This is a genomic window from bacterium (assembly GCA_016708315.1).
Classification (GTDB): domain Bacteria; phylum Zixibacteria; class MSB-5A5; order CAIYYT01; family CAIYYT01; genus JADJGC01.
Map to the genome: position 1 here is coordinate 414,138 of JADJGC010000002.1, position 18,546 is coordinate 432,683.

General features: G+C 49.8%; 22 protein-coding genes. 5 read left to right on the forward strand and 17 right to left on the reverse strand.

What is annotated here, in order from left to right; genetic code table 11:
• Position 1: 1 nt before the first annotated feature.
• Genes IPH59_02135 through IPH59_02145 form a run of 3 tightly spaced genes read right to left on the reverse strand, consistent with a single transcriptional unit; the run spans position 2 to position 2,120 of the window.
• Positions 2-358, reverse strand: a complete 357-nt coding sequence (locus IPH59_02135) for an STAS domain-containing protein (GenBank protein MBK7090514.1) — start codon at positions 356-358, stop codon at positions 2-4.
• An 11-nt stretch (positions 359-369) separates the two neighbouring features.
• Positions 370-822 carry an ATP-binding protein gene (locus IPH59_02140; protein ID MBK7090515.1) on the reverse strand — a complete coding sequence of 151 codons (453 nt, stop codon included), beginning with the start codon at positions 820-822 and terminating at the stop codon, positions 370-372.
• Entirely contained in the window at positions 819-2,120 is a 1,302-nt protein-coding gene (locus IPH59_02145; GenBank protein MBK7090516.1) for a SpoIIE family protein phosphatase, read from the reverse strand. Before IPH59_02145 ends, IPH59_02140 begins: the two co-directional genes overlap by 4 nt.
• Before the next feature lie 459 nt (positions 2,121-2,579).
• Here IPH59_02145 and IPH59_02150 point away from each other — a divergent pair, with 459 nt between their 5' ends.
• Positions 2,580-4,793: a hypothetical protein gene (locus tag IPH59_02150; GenBank protein MBK7090517.1), complete on the forward strand. Its 2,214-nt coding sequence runs from the start codon at positions 2,580-2,582 to the stop codon at positions 4,791-4,793.
• Between the two features lie 133 nt (positions 4,794-4,926).
• Here IPH59_02150 and IPH59_02155 read toward each other — a convergent pair whose 3' ends face one another.
• From IPH59_02155 to IPH59_02190, 8 genes are all read right to left on the reverse strand, one after another.
• Positions 4,927-5,337: a hypothetical protein gene (locus IPH59_02155; GenBank protein MBK7090518.1), complete on the reverse strand. Its 411-nt coding sequence runs from the start codon at positions 5,335-5,337 to the stop codon at positions 4,927-4,929.
• 242 nt (positions 5,338-5,579) lie between these two features.
• Entirely contained in the window at positions 5,580-6,887 is a 1,308-nt protein-coding gene (locus IPH59_02160; GenBank protein ID MBK7090519.1) for a sigma-70 family RNA polymerase sigma factor, read from the reverse strand.
• 12 nt (positions 6,888-6,899) lie between these two features.
• Positions 6,900-7,238, reverse strand: a complete 339-nt coding sequence (locus tag IPH59_02165; GenBank protein MBK7090520.1) for a hypothetical protein — start codon at positions 7,236-7,238, stop codon at positions 6,900-6,902.
• A 402-nt stretch (positions 7,239-7,640) separates the two neighbouring features.
• Complete coding sequence (locus IPH59_02170; protein MBK7090521.1) at positions 7,641-8,342, reverse strand: DUF2807 domain-containing protein; 702 nt, start codon at positions 8,340-8,342, stop codon at positions 7,641-7,643.
• Between the two features lie 83 nt (positions 8,343-8,425).
• A complete protein-coding gene (gene xth, locus IPH59_02175; GenBank protein ID MBK7090522.1) occupies positions 8,426-9,211 on the reverse strand; it encodes an exodeoxyribonuclease III in 786 nt (261 codons plus the stop codon).
• Between the two features lie 63 nt (positions 9,212-9,274).
• Positions 9,275-10,696 carry a hypothetical protein gene (locus tag IPH59_02180; protein MBK7090523.1) on the reverse strand — a complete coding sequence of 474 codons (1,422 nt, stop codon included), beginning with the start codon at positions 10,694-10,696 and terminating at the stop codon, positions 9,275-9,277.
• Entirely contained in the window at positions 10,690-11,289 is a 600-nt protein-coding gene (locus IPH59_02185; GenBank protein ID MBK7090524.1) for a penicillin-binding protein activator LpoB, read from the reverse strand. The genes IPH59_02180 and IPH59_02185 overlap by 7 nt, the downstream gene beginning before the upstream one ends.
• 113 nt (positions 11,290-11,402) lie before the next feature.
• Positions 11,403-12,086 carry an NAD-dependent epimerase/dehydratase family protein gene (locus tag IPH59_02190; protein ID MBK7090525.1) on the reverse strand — a complete coding sequence of 228 codons (684 nt, stop codon included), beginning with the start codon at positions 12,084-12,086 and terminating at the stop codon, positions 11,403-11,405.
• 273 nt (positions 12,087-12,359) lie between these two features.
• On the opposite strand from IPH59_02190, the gene IPH59_02195 reads away from it, so the two are divergent.
• On the forward strand, positions 12,360-13,391 hold the full coding sequence (locus IPH59_02195) for a fatty acid desaturase (protein ID MBK7090526.1): 1,032 nt from the start codon (positions 12,360-12,362) through the stop codon (positions 13,389-13,391).
• A gap of 31 nt (positions 13,392-13,422) precedes the next feature.
• Positions 13,423-13,803: a DUF4157 domain-containing protein gene (locus tag IPH59_02200; protein MBK7090527.1), complete on the forward strand. Its 381-nt coding sequence runs from the start codon at positions 13,423-13,425 to the stop codon at positions 13,801-13,803.
• 89 nt (positions 13,804-13,892) lie between these two features.
• Here IPH59_02200 and IPH59_02205 read toward each other — a convergent pair whose 3' ends face one another.
• Complete coding sequence (locus IPH59_02205) at positions 13,893-14,261, reverse strand: hypothetical protein (GenBank protein ID MBK7090528.1); 369 nt, start codon at positions 14,259-14,261, stop codon at positions 13,893-13,895.
• Between the two features lie 254 nt (positions 14,262-14,515).
• Here IPH59_02205 and IPH59_02210 point away from each other — a divergent pair, with 254 nt between their 5' ends.
• A complete protein-coding gene (locus IPH59_02210; protein MBK7090529.1) occupies positions 14,516-14,773 on the forward strand; it encodes a hypothetical protein in 258 nt (85 codons plus the stop codon).
• A gap of 90 nt (positions 14,774-14,863) precedes the next feature.
• Here IPH59_02210 and IPH59_02215 read toward each other — a convergent pair whose 3' ends face one another.
• From IPH59_02215 to IPH59_02230, 4 genes are read right to left on the reverse strand one after another with little or no spacing between them, the layout of a single operon-like run.
• A complete protein-coding gene (locus IPH59_02215) occupies positions 14,864-15,478 on the reverse strand; it encodes a YiiX family permuted papain-like enzyme (protein MBK7090530.1) in 615 nt (204 codons plus the stop codon).
• 60 nt (positions 15,479-15,538) lie between these two features.
• Positions 15,539-16,129, reverse strand: a complete 591-nt coding sequence (locus tag IPH59_02220) for a GNAT family N-acetyltransferase (protein ID MBK7090531.1) — start codon at positions 16,127-16,129, stop codon at positions 15,539-15,541.
• Positions 16,130-16,136: 7 nt separating this feature from the next.
• Positions 16,137-16,649, reverse strand: a complete 513-nt coding sequence (locus IPH59_02225; protein ID MBK7090532.1) for a GNAT family N-acetyltransferase — start codon at positions 16,647-16,649, stop codon at positions 16,137-16,139.
• Between the two features lie 8 nt (positions 16,650-16,657).
• The gene (locus tag IPH59_02230) at positions 16,658-16,882 is read right to left on the reverse strand and encodes an amphi-Trp domain-containing protein (GenBank protein MBK7090533.1); all 225 of its coding nucleotides are present in this window, start codon (positions 16,880-16,882) and stop codon (positions 16,658-16,660) included.
• A gap of 140 nt (positions 16,883-17,022) precedes the next feature.
• Here IPH59_02230 and IPH59_02235 point away from each other — a divergent pair, with 140 nt between their 5' ends.
• Positions 17,023-18,015: a D-cysteine desulfhydrase family protein gene (locus tag IPH59_02235; protein ID MBK7090534.1), complete on the forward strand. Its 993-nt coding sequence runs from the start codon at positions 17,023-17,025 to the stop codon at positions 18,013-18,015.
• 43 nt (positions 18,016-18,058) lie between these two features.
• On the opposite strand, the gene IPH59_02240 is transcribed toward IPH59_02235, so the two are convergent.
• Positions 18,059-18,454 carry an MmcQ/YjbR family DNA-binding protein gene (locus IPH59_02240; protein MBK7090535.1) on the reverse strand — a complete coding sequence of 132 codons (396 nt, stop codon included), beginning with the start codon at positions 18,452-18,454 and terminating at the stop codon, positions 18,059-18,061.
• Between the last annotated feature and the right edge of the window lie 92 nt (positions 18,455-18,546).

The window sequence follows — 18,546 nt, forward strand, 5'->3', positions numbered from 1 at the left end:
GTTAGACCACACGCGCTGACGGTTGAAGGAACACATCCTGTGCATCCGCTTCAGAAGCGAAGATTTCGAAGATATTTGAAAGCTGAGTGATCTCGAAAATCTCCTGAACGTACGATGCCAAGTTTGACAACACGAGACGTCCCTTTGCCAGGCGGACTTCCTTAAGGATAGACACCAAGGTTCCGAGGCCGGAGCTGTTGATGAAGTCGACTTGTGCGAGATTCAGAATGATTCTATTTTGTCCACGGGCAACGTGGCGCAAAATATCGTCCTTGAGTGTTGCAGAGCTGGCGATGTCGAGTCGGCCTTTTAGGTTGAGTGTGATGAAGTCGACATGCTCCGTTACGCGAATCTCCATATGAACCTCCATTAACTTGTTACAACAGATGGTTTCGAGTCAGGTTTAGGTTGGCGATGCCAACTCATCTTTACCTTAAGACCGCCACCATCCTTTTCAATTACCTCTAGGTTATCGGCAAAACTGTTTATTATTGCCACACCACGACCGCAAGTTTCTTCAGGGGAAATGCTTTCGAGCTTAGCATTGAGATTAATGTCCTTCATTGTGCCTTGTCCCTGGTCCCCAATCTCAACGGAAAGCGTTTCGGAATCCCAACAGAAGATTAATTCGATGATCTTGTTCGGGTCGGCGTGGTTACCGTGGTAGAAGGCGTTCGTGAATGCCTCGGAGATGCAGACGGCGAAGCGAAACTTGTCGTTTCCTTCAAGTTTAAGTTCCTCAACCATATCCGCGATAATGGGATAAATCTTCACAAATTGGTTAGGCGCAGATTGGATTTGGAAACGACGCTTTTCCATCATCTGATCTCCACAACGAGGACAGTAGTGTCGTCAATCTGAACATTGGGGTCGACCACGCGAAAATCGTCGACTTCCTTTAGTAATCTTTCGGTAAGCTGCGATGGGCTCAAGGCTGCGTTGGTCTCAACAAACTCGCGCAGGCGTGCCCGGCCGTAGAGTTCGCCGGCAGCATTTTCACTTTCGCTAACACCGTCGGTGTAGAAGAGTACCTTGTCGCCTTGCTCAAGCGGGATTGTTTCACATTGGTACTCATATCCTGGGAATTGACCGAGCACCACGCCACCGGTTCGCCATTCAATGACTTCTTTGGATGTCTTCTGAAAATGGATCGGAGGAAGATGTCCAGCATTGACGTAGGTGCAGGTCATGAAGTTCAAGTTGAAGTAGCAATATGCCAGCGACAGAAACATATTCTTAGAACGAAGGACCTGATCGCAAAGGAACGTGTTCAGGTCGGTGACCATCAGGTCCATCTGTAAGTTCTTTCCGGCTTCCATACGGAATACCGATCGAACCGCTGCCATCATTAGGGCTGCGGGAACACCCTTGTTCGAGACGTCTCCTACGATGACCACAAATTCGTGGTCGCTTAATCTGATAATGTCGAAGTAATCACCGCCGACATGTCCGGCAGGTACGTATTTGGCCTCAATGATTGCGCCTTCGAATGTCGCAGTTGAATCGGGCAATAGCGCCTGTTGGACAGTGCGCGCTAATTCAAGTTCTTGTTCCATTTTCTGGGAGCGCAACTTGGATTTCATCAAGTTGGCGTTTTCAATTGCGACTGCGGCGAAGCGAACCAACATCTCGACGCGGAGTTTGTCTTCTTCAGCGAATCCGCTCTCGGAATCTTTGTTGACGACGACCAAAGCGCCGATTGTCATGTCGCGGGAAATGAGCGGCGCCGCGAGGATGCTGTCGATTTTTACGTGCTCATCCCCCAAGCTCGGCATTTCGTTGATGACCGCTATCTCTCCAGATTGCATTACCCAGTTAACGACATCAACATCGCCTTCCATTCGAACGACGGCTAGGGTTTCACGATCGACGCCCCAGGACACTCGGGTCGATAGCTGTCCGTTTTCCTGTAGAACTATGCAGCCGACTTCCCCGCCAACTGTGCGGATCGCCATTTCCATGACAGCCGCTAAGACACTTTCAAGGTCGAGGATTGAGGTAATCATGAGGCCCATACGGGCGACATCTTCGAGTTGAGAATTTTGGTCGGCGAGCTTTATTTCAAGTTCGTAGAGTCGTTTTTCGAATATTGCAAGGTGGTCTTCAATACGAGAAAGCATGATTTCCTATCTCAGCGAATCCTGTCGGTGTAAGTGTCGCTCTTGAGCGATGTTACGGCGCTGCGCTTAGTAGCTCTATCGGCGAGGCTAGGTAAAACTTGATTTTGTTGTCGATATAAACTTTGACGGGATTTGGACCATGATTTAGGAGTGAAACAGTTGCAATTTGTTGCTTTGCGCCGTTGAAATCGCGAGAGGGGTTTTTAACTTGACAGAATCGACCTTCGGTCGTATTCTTATACGTAAACTAATGAGCGACAAAGAAGTTGTTCGTTTCTCACGAAGTTCTTCATTTCTTAAGAGCTGAGTTCATCGCTAATTGTCTTACCCTCACCAGTGGCGATTTTCGGCGGAGAAATTGCGGCGAAGTCTGACTTTGACGATTCCAATTGTAAATAATCCACACAAGAGTGCCCGGCCGAGCATGACTTGGGCCTCACATATATTCTTGGAGGAATAATGCCACGCATCCTAATGGTGTTGCTCTCGATTGTCTTGACATCGGGTTGCCTTTTTGCCCAGACGCGGACGTACGATTACAAGAACTTGACGGCTGAAGAGATTCAAGAACTTAAGGTTCTGCGGCACGAGTTTTATGATGCAAAATCTGCCGGTAAGACGGCTGAAATTCGCAAGTCTGCCCTGCGGGAAAAGATGTTCATGGATGGCAACCAAGCCAACTTTGACGTCAAGTATTACGGTATCAATATCTATCTGAACTTTTCGAACGGCACTATTGTCAGCCGGGTCGATTACAAGATCAAGTCTACAATTGCCGGATTGAATGCGGTAGATCTCAACTTGACTACCGACCTCATTGTTGACTCAGTTCGCTTTGGAGGAACACCTGCTGCATTCAGCCATACGGCTGACCTGCTGAGTATCACTACACCGACGGCATACGGGCTCAATGTGGAATTCAACATGTCAGTTTACTATCACGGTGCTCCTGTCTATACACCGGGACAACAAGGTATGGAATTCGCCAGCGTTAATGGATTCACAATGTGCTGGACGAACTGCGAGCCTTTCGGTGCGCGCTATTGGTGGCCGTCCAAGGATAACCCGGCAGACAAGCCGGACTCGATTGATCTCTACATTGACTATCCGAGCATTTATAAGACAATGTCGAACGGAGTCATCGTTTCTGATGTTGCGAACGGTGCAAATCGCAGGTTGATTCATTTCAAGCACAACTATCCGATTGCAACCTATCTCGTGGCTATAACGTGTGCGAATTTTACTTCATCGATTCAGACTTGGAACTATGACAGCCAATCGATGCCGGTATACTCGTACACAGTTAACAACAACGCGAGATTCTCATTTGAAGCTTGGATGATACCAGTACTAAATGCGCTTTCGGATCGTTGGGGAACCTATCCTTTTATAACTGAGAAAGCCGGAAACGCTCATTATGGTTGGGGCGGCGCTATGGAACACCAGACTACATCTTTCTATAACCCGACATTCTATACCGATTGGGTTATTGCCCACGAGACCGGACACCAATGGTGGGGTGACATGATCACCTGCAACACCTTCAATCACATTTGGCTGAACGAAGGTTTTGCATCTTATAGCGAAGCGTTGTTCTTTGAGGAGCGCGATGGATTCAATGCGTACAAGAATTGGCTTCAGACGCAGAAATTTACCGGCGCCGGCACCGTTTATGTCGAGAACACCGCAACCGACGACATTTTCGACGGGAATTTAGTTTACGACAAAGGATCGTGGGTTGTGCATATGCTGCGCGGTGTGCTCGGCGACAGCGTCTTCTTCAATCACGCGATCAAGGATTACTACGATTCAGAGCACAAATACGGTTCTGCGACAACGGAGAATTTATCGTCTATCGTCTCGAATGCGGCGGGAACTAACATGTCGTGGTTCTTCAATCAATGGATCTACGGCAACGGATCACCTAATTACGAAATTGCCTACGATTGCGAACCGACCGACACTGGCGACTATCGATTGGTATATCTCATTCAACAGACGCAATCGACAGGTACCTACTTCAAGATGCCGATTCGGACTCGTTTTGTAACCACGGCCGGGCCGGTTGATACGGTGATTTGGAATGAAGGAGCCGCGCAGGTTTATGTGATGCACTTTGCGGATTCAGTAACCAATGTCATTTTCGATGCAGACGAATGGATACTTCGCACTGTGACGACGAAACCGCTTGGGTTGACAATTGTCACCGGGTCGTTGCCGAGTGCATACAACACCGTGCCTTATTCGGAGAAGCTGGACGCAATTGCCGGAGTGCCGCCCTATCACTGGACATTCCTTGGCGGCGACTTGCCGTTTGGTATGACATTTCAGGGAGATACGGTTGGAGTGATTTCCGGAACGCCGACTTTCCCTGCGGATTACTTTTTTACTATTCGATGTGAGGATTCAAACATCCCACCTGCGATTTCGCAACGGAGCTTCTCGATCACTGTCGAGGAGGCGCCGATTGGTGTGGACGGTGATGTCGACGGCAACGGATCGATCACCATATCCGATGTGGTGTATCTGATTGGCTACATTTTCTCCGGTGGTCCGGCACCTGACCCAATGTCAGCAGGCGATGTGGATTGCAGCGGCAATGTCACGATTTCAGACGTGGTAATGTTGATCAACTACATCTTTGCCGGCGGACCGCAGCCGAATTGTCCGTAGCATTCGATTACTGGGCTGATTTAGAGGAACGAGTCGTGAAAGCGGCTCGTTTTTCTTTTGAGGCGTTTGGAGAACTGAGCGTGGCACCTACAATAATCCGAAGCTAGAATCTGAAGGAAGACTCTATTCAAACTTAAGACCAGTCGACAGCGTACTTGCCGTTCTCAGTAGGAAGGCGGTCGGAGTTACTTCCTGCCAACATTTCGAGCACGGCATCCTTGAGATTGCCTACCTCGCTCGGTGTAACGACGCAATGATCAGCCATCCACGTGAAGAAGTCATTCCAGTAGTTGAAAGAATCGCAAGAGAGCAGCACGCGCACGTGGGGTTTGATTTGCACCAGATAATCGAGGATGCGGTGAACTTCTTCATTGGGCTTTTCGGCGTTCATGATCACCAAGTCTATGCTGCCGTTGCGCTCGAGAAACTTCGCGATACTTTCTTCGCCCGATACTTCGTGAGCAGTCATTCCTTCGAGCATCAAAGCGCCAGCGCATTCAGTACGAAATGCGTCGTCGTGACTGCAGATAAGGATGTTCAGCATACTACACACTCCTTGTGTAACAAGGTTAGTTGAGATTCAACGCACAAAAGTGCAAACGCTAAATCGAGAAAACAAATGTACAGATAGTTCGGCCAGTGAACTCTATGGAGAGAGAAACAGGAAACTAGGGTAAGGCCACAAGCGCAGCCGGTCTGCTTCTATTTCTTATACGCAGGTTATGATTTTGTTGTTCAACAAAATGGCGGGAAACGAGAAGAATCGACAAGAAACATCGGGAGTTGTCACGATCGGGTGCGATTTTGATCTTTGACTTCAGCCAGCGGGCTGCACTCTTCAATCCGGTTATGAAGGAATTCACGTTCTTTCGGATTAGCCGCGGTAGTCAATGCCCTGCGGTAGTGTGTCATCGCAGCGTCATAATCACCCTGTCGTCGATACAGGTCCGCAATAACGGAGTGATAGAGATAGTGATTCTCGACCTGTTCAAGACGCTGACTTGAACGGAGCTCTTCAAGAGCAACTTCAGGTCCGTTGACCATTGCCAAGGCTACCAAACGGTTGAGAAGGATCATCGGCTCAGGCTGGAGTTCGAGCAAGCGGTCATAGTAGAACAGGATTCGCGGCCAGTCGGTGGCTTCATAGGTAGATGCTGTGGCATGAGTGGCGGCAATTCCGGCCTCAAGGTGAAAGCGACTCAAGGTCTGACCCGTAGCTGCATCCTGGAGGTGTTCCAAGCCCTCGCTGATGAGTTGTCTATCCCAAAGCGTTCTGTCTTGGTGTTCCAGGAGTAACAATTCGCCAAAAGCACCCAATCGCGACGGCAAACGAGCCGACTGAAAGCAGAGCAAGGCGGTCAGTGCATGCAACTCCGGCCGATTTTGCGCTGACGATGTCAGCAGCAAACGCGCAAGTCTGAGGGCCTCGGCGCAGAGTTCGTATCGTATCAGCCTGTCATCTTGATGGGATGAGTAGCCCTCATTGAAAAGCAGATATATGACTTCGAGAACTGAATCGATTCGAGATTCGAGCTGCCCAATGTCGGCTTCGGTACTGGTATCCACGTTTTCAAGTAGCTTTTGCTTAGCTCTAGTAATTCTCTTGGAGATGGTCTCTTCCCTACTGAAGTAAGCTGCCGCAATCTCCTTGGCGCTGAACCCGCAAGCAACTTGGAGTGTCAAGGCGCACTGTGATTCCCTTGAGAGGCAAGGATCGCACAAGGTAACCATCATTCGCAACATGTCATCGGGAATCTCGGTTCGAAAGCGAGAAGTATCGGTATCGGCATACGGAGCGAAATCACTGTCAAGGCCGACGGATTCTGATTCCTCTGTGAACTGCTTTTGGGAACGTAGATTGTCAAACAATCGGTTGCGAGCGACAGTGAAGAGCCAGCCGCCCGGGTTCTGCGGTATCTCTCGCAGAGGCCAGTTCTTGAGGGCAGTCAGGAGACTCTCTTGTACGGCGTCTTCAATATTGTCGAGTTCCTGAATACCGAACTGCCTCACAAGACTTGCAACAGCGGATCCCCAGTAGTTTCGGAAAAGATGCTCGACGAGGTACTCGGGAGTTGGATTAGCGTTCGCATTCACGAATAAACTTCCTTAGGAATAGTCGCTTATTTGACGAATCTCGACAGAGCCTCCGTTTGCGATATTTGGGCTGGCCCTCGCAATGACGACAGCTTCGTTGTAGTCTGCTGCCTCAATCAAGAAATAACCGCCAACAGCTTCCTTGGTCTCAACAAATGGTCCGTCGACAATTGTGCCGCGAACGGAAGAGACAATACGGCCATTGGGCTGCAGTTCGTCGCCAGCTTTGTATTTTCCCTGAGTGCGCAGTTCCCTAACCCAGGCGATGTATTTTTCGACGATTTTCTGCATCTCTTCGGGTGACTTGCTTTCGGCCTCGCCGCCGCGGAATAGTAACATGAAGTCGGGCATTGGATTCCTTTCGGTGAGAAGGTTGATTGGTTTTGGTGACGCTGTCCTGCCTGAAAGATTCGGGGTTGAGCTCGACAATTGAATAAACTTATGCGTGTTTGAATCCCACCGCAAGCGGTGGGGCACCTACCGTTAATGAAGTCAATAGAGCAGACTCGCATGACTGTTCTTAAATGATACTCATGACTAACAGCTTCGGCTGTTTGGAATATAGACGGTTAGTCGATGCCAAATTGGACACGGGAACTGCAAGTTTTCGAAGAAATCCAGAAAATTCAGGGCCAATGAAAAGACCGCAGTGAGTGTCTACTGCGGTCTTTCTTCTTGTGCTCTGGCGCACAAGTTTCGCCTACAGGGACGGCGTAAGCAGTCGCGCGGGCTGACAGGGATCCCGTTTGGCTGCTATTTTCTTTTACGAATTTTTCCGCTGCCGTTGACGCTGCTGTATACGTTGTCAGGTTTGCCAACATATAGGACATCGCCACTGCCGTTGATTTCGGCATCTAGAACTTCGACGGCGCTGACCTCAGCAGTACCGCTACCGTTGATCGAAACCGTGACTTCGCGAGCGACGACATCATCAGTGTGGACATCTCCGGAACCGTTGATTTCAATTTCGAGCAAGTCGACTTTGCCGGTCGCGACCAATTCACCAGAGCCGGAGATGATGGCGCGGAACTTTTTTGAGTCGAGGTTGGTGATATCGATTGTGCCGGAGCCTTCCGAGTTGATCAATTCAAGTTGAGGTACTGAAATGACTACTTGAACATTGTGTCGGGTGGAAAACGATTCCTCGGTTTCGATGATCAGTGTCTTTCCGTCTGAGTCGGTCCGGATGAAGTCTATGAGATTATCATCAAAGGTGATTGTAACGCTTTGCGTCTTGCCGACTTCGACCTTTAGGTCGACGCCGAGATTGCTTTCAATTCTAACGAACGGATCGACTGTCCGTGTCTGCGTTGTGAGAACATCGGAGCCTTCGATCATGTCGTGATGGTTATTAATTCTCTGATTGTATCTCTTTCCAGATGCGAAAACGCTATCTGAAGCAACAATGGACGCTACCAACAGTACTGCTGCACATAGTAGTCTTAAACAAGTCATGCGATACTCTCCCAAATTGAAGTCGATGTGATTTCAATTACGGAGATTTCGGAGAAATGTTGCAGGAAACTTAAATCGTGCGATTAGGCGACGGTTGTGTCCAATTCAAGGGAGACCGGGCAATGATCGGAGCCCATGACGTCGGGATGAATTGCGGCATTCTTCACCCGGTCGGCAATATTCCTGCTGACGAAGAAGTAGTCAATCCGCCAGCCGACGTTTCGGTCACGAGCTCGGGTCAGCATGTCCCACCAGGTGTACTGGCCGGGTTCTTGATTGAAAATTCGGAAGGTGTCGACGAAACCAGCGGCGAAGAATCGGTCCATCCAAGCCCGCTCTTCCGGGAGAAAGCCGGAGACTTTGATGTTCTCTCTTGGACGAGCGAGGTCGATCTCTGAATGTGCGGTATTGACGTCGCCGCAGACGATTACTCCCCTCCCCTTTCCAACGAGTTCTGAAACGTGCGACTGAAAGGCCTCATAAAAATTCATCTTGTATTGCAGGCGTTCTTTGGAGGCTTTGCCGTTTGGGAAATAGACGTTGAATAGAGTAAAGTCTGCGAATTCAGTCGCGACGATGCGACCCTCGTTATCAAAGAGAGATTGTCCCATTCCATGCGCTGTTGCGACTGGTGCGTAGCGAGAGTAAGTGACTACGCCACTGTAGCCCTTCTTGACGATTGAAGACGAAAAGTGTGAATGATAACCATTGATGTTCGTGAGTGATTCATCCAATTGTTCGGGAGAGGCTTTTGTCTCCTGCAAACAGACGATGTCGGCATTGATAGCTGTCATCCAATCGAGAAAGCCCTTCTTTGCGGCCGCGCGGATGCCGTTGACGTTCCAGGAAACGAGTTTGATGGTTTTCATGCGGGCTACCATAATCAATTCAATGTTGCGGGTCAAGTGCCTGCACACTCGAGGTACAGCCGTTTACTTCAAGGAAACTGCCCGGAGCATATTGAGTCCCGACTCACCAACAGTGTATCCGCTCTGATAGGATGAGTCGAGTACGTTTCCGTTGGTGTCAAGGAACTCAATTAGTAGATCATAGCTTCCCGGTTCGACTTCGAAGTCACCGACATAGATATAGCTCGGCAGTAGTCGAGAACAGCGCAGGTCGGCATTTTCAATTACATCGGTACCGACATCGACAGCTGCCTTTAGCAGCCACGCGCCGAAGTTGCTGTCGTTTTTCTTGTCGATATCTTCTTTGAGCTTGTGCGCGGATAGCCCTTTGATTAGTGCGCGGGCGACGGTGCGGACATAGATGAGCGTCTTCTTGGGCTCAAAGACTTCGGCTGCAACGCGATTGACATCTTCGATCATCTGCAAGTGACCAAGAAGTTTACCGTCGGCAGAGACGCGGATTCGCTCGATCCTGCTGGAACCAGCTGAGATGACAGGAATCGCGAATTTGAAGTAGTAGTCCTCTGAGATGGGCAACATGAAGTGGCCGTATTCGGTGCTGTTAGGGCCGGCGCCGTCATACATGATTTGGACCAAGTTCAACTGCTTGTCAGTGCGGATGCGCAGCTTAAGATCATTTTTGACCGGAGAGGTGCCCGTCAATGCGATGACGCTGAGAATTGTCTTGCCTTCGGAGGTATACTTGACCTCAGGCGCTGAAAAGTCATAAATCTGCGGCTGAGTGGTGAATGCTTCCTTTAGGAGGTCATGGTCGATGCGTGCATCGTCAAGTTTGCCTTCAGCGGCATACATGTGCAGGCTGAGGTATCGAGCGAAGGCACTGTTGCTGAATCGCAGCGGTTTGAAGTCGTAAGGAAGGTCAACTTGACTGCTGTCGGATTGGGCGCCGGCGCGATAGACTTCTGCCGCTTTGAAGTACTTCTGCTCAAGGGATTGCAGTTTTTGATTTGCGCGGCGGACTTCAACGAATGCGTCCTCGATTCGGTCAAGTTCCGTGTAGTTCAAGGCATTGATCAAATTGGTGTATATGATCTCGTGGTCTTCGCCGGAATACTCCAGAACATTGTCATTCAGCAACAAAGAAGCTTCTGCACGGCTAATGCTTCGGGTGAATAGCTCTTCGGCTGCAAGTTCAGCTTGAGCAAGTCGATCTATACTCACCTGAAAACTGTCGGCATAGTGGTGTGCCAAGCCGGCATCAAGAAAATACAGGAACCGATCTTTGTCGGGATACTTCCCCGCTGTATATGCCTGCTCGATCGCGTTAGCCGCGAGCGCGTATTCGCCCTCGTTCAAATCGCGCTGAATAGGCTCATAGAATTTGGTTTGAGTCGAGAGCGACGCACAACTTACGAGGAGTGAAACTATGACGAATACAATCGGGGCAAGAATCATCTTGCCCCGATTTGATCGGCTTTCTACCACTTAGTCTTGCCCTGGGAAATGCCCTTCTTGATCTTCTTGGTGCCAATCCAAACTTTGAGGTTGGATTCAACATTAATCAATTCCAGATCGGTTTGATAGAAGACGACTGACTTGCCGCCTTCTTGATCCGTGATTGATTTGACGGAACCAAGGAGAATAAAATCAGCGCCGATCTCTTCGCGAAGGCGTTTGCGCGTCTCCTCGGACGCCCAATCAATTTGGTCCTGGCGTTCAGAGCGGACGTCGCCGCGCTGATCGGGACTAGCAACGAATTGAACTTTGCCCGAGTTAATGAGCTCGCGCTCGAAGTCCTTCGTGAACGTTTCCGTGTCGATATGTTCGGAGCTATTGTTGCGAATGCGACCGACGGTGACAACTGGCTTTTTGGATACTGCAGCAACAAAATCGCTTGACCACGGCTTTTCAAGGCAGTCCTTGATCATCTCTTCGGCGACAAGACGGGCATCGGTGTCGTTCCAGCGGCCGCTGAGATCGGTAGTGCTGGATGGATCGAGACGGGCGACTTCCTTACCGGAGCTGCATCCGATGACGGTTAATGCAGCGACGACGGCAAGCAGAGAGAAAAACTTCATTTTGTGACTCCTTCAGTGTATAGAAATTCTTAGAACACTTATACGCGAAAATATCATCCCTTAATACGAAATTCAACTAAATCGATTTGTGTGGAGTAGTGAAGAATTTCCAATCAAGCCCGACTTGATTTGTCGGCAATTGATTGGATTTGATCGGACTCGTAGATGTGAACACCGGGAGTGGCAAGCTGGGCAACTTGCAACATGACTCTTGCTACGTCGGCGGCCAGTATTGCTCGATACTTTTTCAATGGGCCAACCAATAGAAAGGCTATTGCTCGCGAAAATACAACTCCGACTCGCTCGCGTAACCGTTCATTCGAGCGCTTGCCGTCGAGCATTGCCGGCCGGAGAATATGCAGTGACGCGAACGGCAATTGAGCCAGCGCCTGCTCGAGTTCGCCTTTGACGCGAAGGTAGAAAGCGGAGGATTCTTTGTTGGCGCCGACGGATGAAATGAGCACCATTTGGCGCGCGCCATTTTTGACGGCAATCTCGGCGACAGACAGTGGGTAGTTGAAGTCAACAGTTCGAAACTTCTCCTTCGATCCGGCGTGTCGAATGGTGGTGCCGATTGCGCAGTAGACATCGTCGGCTTTAAGTTGACTCTCAATTGGAGAGAGGTTTTCGAAGTCTGTAATGATGTTGATCAACTTTGGGTGCGACCGATCGAGTGGTCGCCGTGACACAGCAATGACACGATCGTATTGTTCCCCCGCGAGGAGAAGATCCAAGCAAAGAGAACCGACAAGGCCGGTTGAACCGAGAATGAGAGCTGTTTTGCCTAGATAAGTCATTGCCATCCACCAAAAGTCGCCCAAAATTGTCAATTTTCTAAATCAACCCTGAGTTCAGAAGATCGCTCCAGGATTACTGGAACGCGAAGAAATGTGATAATTGTATTGTCAAATGTCAACAAGTTAGGTTCATTAGGTGTATGTTTTAATGGGAACACGGTTGTGTTCCAACGGACTATTGTTTGCAGGCACCTAGATTAGGCGGATCGAGTGATTTAGCGGAACTTGTTGCGCTGCGAATGGAATCGACCACTCTTCGCTTTGGAGATATTAATGGAACTAAATGTGCCTGCTGACAAAACGCCTCAACAAGATTTTCGCCTTCAGAAGATAGTATCCCGACATCAAAAACCGAGTCGCCTGCGCAGCAGTTGGCAATTGATCAATTCCATAGGTCCCTATTTGGGATTGGTGGTACTGATGTACTATTCATTGGAAATGAGCTATTGGGTTACGCTCGGACTTGCCGTACTTGCGGCAGGATTTCTGATTCGCACTTTCATTATATTCCACGACTGCGGGCACGGTTCGTTTTTCAAGTCGAAGAAGGCAATGAATTTCTGGGGCGCAATCACGGGCGTTATTACTTTCACTCCCTACTATTCATGGAATATGCGTCACGCCATTCATCATGCAACGTCCGGCGACCTTGACCAGCGCGGTGTCGGCGATGTTTGGACGATGACGGTAAAAGAATATCTCGAGGCGGCACCAATGGATCGATTCAAGTATAGATTTTACCGTCATCCGTTGGGTATGTTCATCTTAGGACCACTTCAGGTGCTGCTCATCAAGAATCGTCGTGTTCCCAAGGATGCGACCCCTCAGGAGCGCAGCAGTATTTTGTGGACGAATGCGGCTCTTGCGGTTATTGTGGCCGTCGCGGCTTTGACCATCGGTATCAAGGCATATCTTTTGATTCAAGTTCCGATTATCTTGATTGGGCTCTCACTTGGAATCTGGCTCTTTTACGTTCAGCATCAATTCGAAGGTGTTTACTGGGAGCGCTCGGAAAACTGGGATTATGTAACGGCGTCACTGGAAGGCAGTTCGTATTACAAGCTGCCAAGAGTGTTCCAGTGGTTCACCGGCAATATTGGATTTCATCACATTCATCATCTCAATGAGAGAATTCCGAATTACAACCTGCCGCGGTGTCATGCGGCAATCGAAGAGCTTAAGCCGATTCCGACAATTACGTTCTTCAAGAGCTTGAAGGCGATGCGGTACAGATTGTGGGATGAAGAAAACCGTCAATTGGTTGGTTTTGGGCATCTTCGCAATCTTGAGACAGCCAAGTCGTAGTGCAGATACACATCAGATCGGAGAAGAGTCTATGTTGCGAAAATACGATCCTTTAGTGCCTGCGGATATTAGGCAATTCTCTCAGGAGATTGCCTGGCTGACGACCAGCGGACCAGTTGGCGCCGAAATTGCTGCTCGCTATATTCGGGAGTTGAGTGGGACACCGGACGGACAGGCTTTGCTGCGCGAAGCGCGCCTTTCGGCAAAGACACAAGCTGAAGCTTTTGGAGTCAGCTTTTCAAATGTTAAGGTACACACCGATTCGAATTCTGACGGACTGAACAAAGCAATCTCGGCACACGCGTTCGCAACGGGCACTCAAGTAGCATTTGGTTCAACTCCACATGCGGATCTACTTGCGCACGAACTGACTCACGTGATTCAACAGGGTCACGCAAAGGGAAAGCCGTAGCGCAACTTCGATAAACCTCAGATTGATCTCAACAAAACAAAAACGCCGTCAGGAGTACGACTCTTGACGGCGTTGGCATGAGTGAACGGTTAGTTAAGCTGGGCGACTTCAGAAGTCTCGACCGCGTCCGCTACTCGCGTACACGAGCTCGGGCGTGGCGCGCATTCCCTTGACGCAACCTTGACACATGCTGATTCGCATCCGGAATTTGAGACAACGGATGCCTGAACAACATCAGCAGAACCGCCAACAGCGCAACGACCCGGAGGGCAATCAGAAGGATCGCATGGCATTGGACAATCTGCCGGGTCGCAAGGTTCGCAGCAATCGACAGCCGAGTTGTCTGCGACCGTGATAGCGTTGGCTTCAATGCTGAACTGCGAGAAGACGAAAGCCAGCGCGAGCGCTGCGAGGATCGGCAGCCACGTACGGCTCACTGTGAAGGTGAATTTCTTCATTGAATATTCTCCATCAAACAAAGTTATACGCATTGCCATCTGCGGCACTTCCGCAGTGGACAAATTCAAGTATGTAACTGGGATTGATGGAATTCTAAATTCTGAGCACTGTGGTAGAGATAATGCTTGCATGCAGTGTCGATACAGGAGCATCGGCACGATAGAAACAGAAGCTCTGTGGTATAATCCGATTGCCGACCAACAACGTTGGAGTTGTCAGCGGGACATCCTTAAGGTGTCGAAAGTTCTCTATAGTGGCGGGCGTTTTGACCGGTGCCGGACAATCAACAGCACAACGAATGCTGTTCTGTGTTCCATACGCTCCGGAACAGACTGCCAGCGGTTCAGTGCTTTCGCAGACTACCTCGCATTTGGCCTCACAAGGAACCGAACAACAGGATGATTCCTCGGCGATTTCATGGCCACAAATCGAAGTGCAGATGTCTTCAGCACCGAAGCCAAAGCAGACCGCAGGACACAGTACGGCAAACAAAAACGAAAACAAGCTGTAGCAGACGATTGTGGCTGTCGAAACAATAGAGTTCATATATGGATCTATAATATCTAATAGTACGTCATGCGACCCGAATAGTTGCCGCTATTTATTTCCTCTGGTAGACAGTAGTCAGATATTTTGAATCAAAAAGTGCAGATGGAGCCACAACTGGTTCTTCCAATGGGACGTTCGTCCCATAACGTTCTCGCAGCTTTGCACTTACGATTGGATGTTCGAGGTCGAAAGAACTCAGTTTCGCAGGCATTGTAAGGTCGAGATCCAGCGCTTCGTGATACAGTTTCCAGACCAGTTCCGAGCAATACATCGAGCTATCGGACCAATTGAAGTAGATGTCGTAATGCTTACCCAAGTACAGTTTTCCAACTTCGAGCAAGTCTGCAAGATTTTCCTTAGTAAGGATTGAGTCGGCCTTGACCAGGCGCTTTGCTACATACTTGCGATTGGCACCGCGCTTTATCCAGATGTTCATTGGAGTGAATTGGACGGGTTCGATCGCTTCGAGCACAAAGGGCTTGTCATCTTTGATGAATACAACCCCGACGTGGCTATAGGGCGATTTTGTTGCGATCTGAATTGCCTCGCTCTGGTCAGATTTGAGGGATTGGAACAAGATGTCTCCCGTCTGCGGACGATACCTTTGAGCGCAGGCCGTGGAGGCGACTGCCAACAAAGTCAAAACTAAGCAAAAGATGTATTTCATACGGCAATTTGTATACACGAAAATTGCCGGAAAGTTCAGTTTTAACGCTGAGTAATCCTGTTACAGCCAAAGCGTCATTTCTTCGTGGTCGACATATCTGCCGTCAGGGAGTTTATATCCGTGCAGGTTGAGTCCATTGGTGAAGAATCCGAGTGACGTGTAGAGCGTTCGCGCTGCAGTCTGAGTAACTGCAACAGTCAGGGTCAACATCTCGAGGCCGGGCATCTTGCGAGACTCGTCGATGGTCATATTCATCAACTTCTTGCTGATGCTCTTGCCTCTTCCCTCAGGCCTGACATAGACCGACCAAATCCAACCGCGATGTCGCTCTTTTGTAGAGTCTTCGCGCCGAAATCCAACGGTGCCGATGAGCCGATCGTTTTCGAAAGCCGCAAGAACGAATTTCTCGGGATAAACGTCACTGGGTGAAATCCATTCGAGATATTTCTCTTCGGTGGTGGCTGAGACTTCTTCAGGGGTCTGCCCGAATGCTTCGGGATGTGCGGCGCACATTTCCACGCGCAGTTCGCGGAACGCAGGGGCATCTTCTTTAGTGAGTTTTCGAATTTCCATAATGGAATGATACGAATAGCGAGTGTCGCGGTCAAGGAATGAGTACGGTGTTGGATTCTGCCGGAATGAGCGGTTCATGCCGCTACTACAGCTTCAATACCATGTCTTCGCTATCGACGTAGGAGCCGTCGGAGAGCTTGTAGCATCGCCAGACGTTGCCGATTGTCTTGAAGCCAAGTGAAACGTAAAGAGCCTTGGCGCTGGTTTGAGTGGACGAGACTTCAAGGGTAAGAAACTCGAGTCCCTCCATCGTTCTGGCAGCTTCGATTGTCTGGAGCATCAGGTTCCTGCAGATGCCTCTTCCCCGCTCTTGAGGACGAACATAGACCGACCAGATCAGCGCACGGTGGCGCAGTTTGAAATGTTCGTCGCGCTGAAATCCGACTACACCGAGAATCTCATTGTCCTGAAGGCCAGCAAGAATGAATTTCTCCGGAAATACGTCTTGTGGCAGCATCCACTGGAGAAGTTGTTGGTCCGAGGTTGCGGCCGCCTCATCTGAAGTCTGTTCGAATGCTTCAGGATGGGCGGCACACATCTCGATGCGCAGGTCACGGAATGCAGGTAAATCTTCAGCCGTCAGCTTGCGTATGATCATCTCTTGAACTACGGTTTCCAAACTAACTGAAATTCGATTTCTTCGGAATCGCGACTTCTCTCGTGTTCAATGCCGATGACGGCGCCAGCGGGGATTGTTACGCGCTCGCCTGCTACCTGAATTCTGAATGACTCGCCTTTTTCAATGCAGTCGGCAAGACGGCGGAGTTTCTCGACGAATCTCTTAGGTGGGTAGTTCTTTTCGATATCGCGTTTCTTTTTCGCCGTTGCCATGTGTTCTCCAATTGAATATGTATGGTCATAACTCAATCTTGCAGTCTATACTACGACAAAGATGGTCGATTGTGTTTGTGACGCAAGCTGAGAGAAAGAGAATGACTTGACACAACTTGATGAGAGTTGTTCATTTTGATATGAGACTTAATCAGCTGCCACGATTCCCTATTGCAATCTTGCCAACAGCCGTCACAAATCTGCGAAGACTCTCCGAACAGCTGGGCGGTCCGACATTGCTGATCAAGCGCGACGACCTGAACGGGCTGGCGTTCGGAGGCAACAAAACGCGGAAACTCGAATTCCTTGTCGGCGAGGCTTTGGCGCAGGGCTGTGATTGCGTTATCACCGGAGGCGCCGCCCAATCGAATCATTGCCGCCAGACTGCTGCTGCGGCAACGGCGGCCGGACTCGAATGTCATCTCGTTTTAGGCGGCGAAGAGCCGGATGCGATTACGGGGAATCTTCTGCTCGACCGGCTGCTTGGTGCGGTTGTTCATTGGAGCGGGCAGTATCGAAAGGGCGAACAAATTCCGCAGATTGCTGAGGAATTGAGATCCCAAGGCAAGAAACCCTACGTCATTCCCTATGGCGGATCGAATGCTATCGGGGCGACCGGTTTTGTTGAGGCGATGAGCGAGCTGGCGACACAGCTTGAGTCGGCGAAACAGAGCCTAACGCACATAGTTTTTGCTTCGAGTTCGTGTGGTACACAATCCGGGATGGCGGTCGGGGCGCGGCTGTTTTTGCCGGATGTCAAGGTCGTCGGAATCCGCATTGACAAGGACGAGACGGAATTGCTATTTGAAGAGCAGATGGTTGCGTTGGCGAATGATACAGCGAAGCATATCGGTGCTGACATGTCGTTTGTGAAGAGCGACTTTGATATCAGGGACGGCTATCTCGGCGGAGGGTACGGCGTGGTTGGTGATCTTGAGCGCAACGCGATAAGATTGCTGGCTCGCACCGAAGGGATTCTGCTTGATCCGGTCTATACGGGACGAGCGTTTGGAGCGATGGTTGATTTGATCAAAAAGGGCGAATTTTCGAAAGATGATCGCGTGTTATTCTGGCATACCGGCGGGACGCCAGCGCTGTTTTCGTATGCGGGCGAACTGGTTCGATCTCAGTAGCGCTTCACCAACGCATCAATTGAAATCACTAGAAATTGCTAAATTATGATTTTCGGCCAGCTTTTGACTTGGTTGGCTTCGAGCTCTTTGTGGCTGAAGTCGGTTTTTTCGGAGCGACGGCGGTGTATGCGACCTCGAGAGCGTCGGTCAGCAGACCCTTCTTGACCTGCTTGAGGTCGACATGAGTCCAGCCGTGCGTGCCCCATTTGTTCGGGACGGGGGAAAAGGCTTCGGGGTTCAAACTGACAATAGCGTCCTGCTGAAGTAGCGGCAACAGAAGCGTTGCGCGATTATGATCGGCATTGAGCGTGGCGAAGATCTTCTTGCCGACGCGAAATGATGTGATCTCAAAGTGCGGCTGTTCGGTCGCATCGGGAAACGAAAGGGCGAGGTGCGGAAGACTTTTTCGGAAATCATAGGATGTTAGACCGCCGTCAATTTGATCTATGGTATCAATCACGTCTTGCCTCGAAAATCATAGTCTCAAAGCGACTAATTTCCTCATTGCCAATATTACGACCATGGCATTCG

Excerpts from the sequence above, each read along its gene's own strand:
- IPH59_02140 (MBK7090515.1), bottom strand. The coding sequence starts at position 822 with ATGATGGAAAAGCGTCGTTTCCAAATCCAATCTGCGCCTAACCAATTT.
- IPH59_02200 (MBK7090527.1), top strand. The coding sequence starts at position 13,423 with ATGTTGCGAAAATACGATCCTTTAGTGCCTGCGGATATTAGGCAATTC.
- IPH59_02150 (MBK7090517.1), top strand. The coding sequence starts at position 2,580 with ATGCCACGCATCCTAATGGTGTTGCTCTCGATTGTCTTGACATCGGGT.
- IPH59_02145 (MBK7090516.1), bottom strand. The coding sequence starts at position 2,120 with ATGCTTTCTCGTATTGAAGACCACCTTGCAATATTCGAAAAACGACTC.
- IPH59_02195 (MBK7090526.1), top strand. The coding sequence starts at position 12,360 with ATGGAACTAAATGTGCCTGCTGACAAAACGCCTCAACAAGATTTTCGC.
- IPH59_02220 (MBK7090531.1), bottom strand. The coding sequence starts at position 16,129 with ATGAACCGCTCATTCCGGCAGAATCCAACACCGTACTCATTCCTTGAC.
- IPH59_02205 (MBK7090528.1), bottom strand. The coding sequence starts at position 14,261 with ATGAAGAAATTCACCTTCACAGTGAGCCGTACGTGGCTGCCGATCCTC.
- IPH59_02135 (MBK7090514.1), bottom strand. The coding sequence starts at position 358 with ATGGAGATTCGCGTAACGGAGCATGTCGACTTCATCACACTCAACCTA.
- IPH59_02185 (MBK7090524.1), bottom strand. The coding sequence starts at position 11,289 with ATGAAGTTTTTCTCTCTGCTTGCCGTCGTCGCTGCATTAACCGTCATC.
- IPH59_02235 (MBK7090534.1), top strand. The coding sequence starts at position 17,023 with ATGAGACTTAATCAGCTGCCACGATTCCCTATTGCAATCTTGCCAACA.
- IPH59_02215 (MBK7090530.1), bottom strand. The coding sequence starts at position 15,478 with ATGAAATACATCTTTTGCTTAGTTTTGACTTTGTTGGCAGTCGCCTCC.
- xth (MBK7090522.1), bottom strand. The coding sequence starts at position 9,211 with ATGAAAACCATCAAACTCGTTTCCTGGAACGTCAACGGCATCCGCGCG.
- IPH59_02190 (MBK7090525.1), bottom strand. The coding sequence starts at position 12,086 with ATGACTTATCTAGGCAAAACAGCTCTCATTCTCGGTTCAACCGGCCTT.
- IPH59_02165 (MBK7090520.1), bottom strand. The coding sequence starts at position 7,238 with ATGCCCGACTTCATGTTACTATTCCGCGGCGGCGAGGCCGAAAGCAAG.
- IPH59_02230 (MBK7090533.1), bottom strand. The coding sequence starts at position 16,882 with ATGGCAACGGCGAAAAAGAAACGCGATATCGAAAAGAACTACCCACCT.
- IPH59_02155 (MBK7090518.1), bottom strand. The coding sequence starts at position 5,337 with ATGCTGAACATCCTTATCTGCAGTCACGACGACGCATTTCGTACTGAA.
- IPH59_02170 (MBK7090521.1), bottom strand. The coding sequence starts at position 8,342 with ATGACTTGTTTAAGACTACTATGTGCAGCAGTACTGTTGGTAGCGTCC.
- IPH59_02225 (MBK7090532.1), bottom strand. The coding sequence starts at position 16,649 with ATGATCATACGCAAGCTGACGGCTGAAGATTTACCTGCATTCCGTGAC.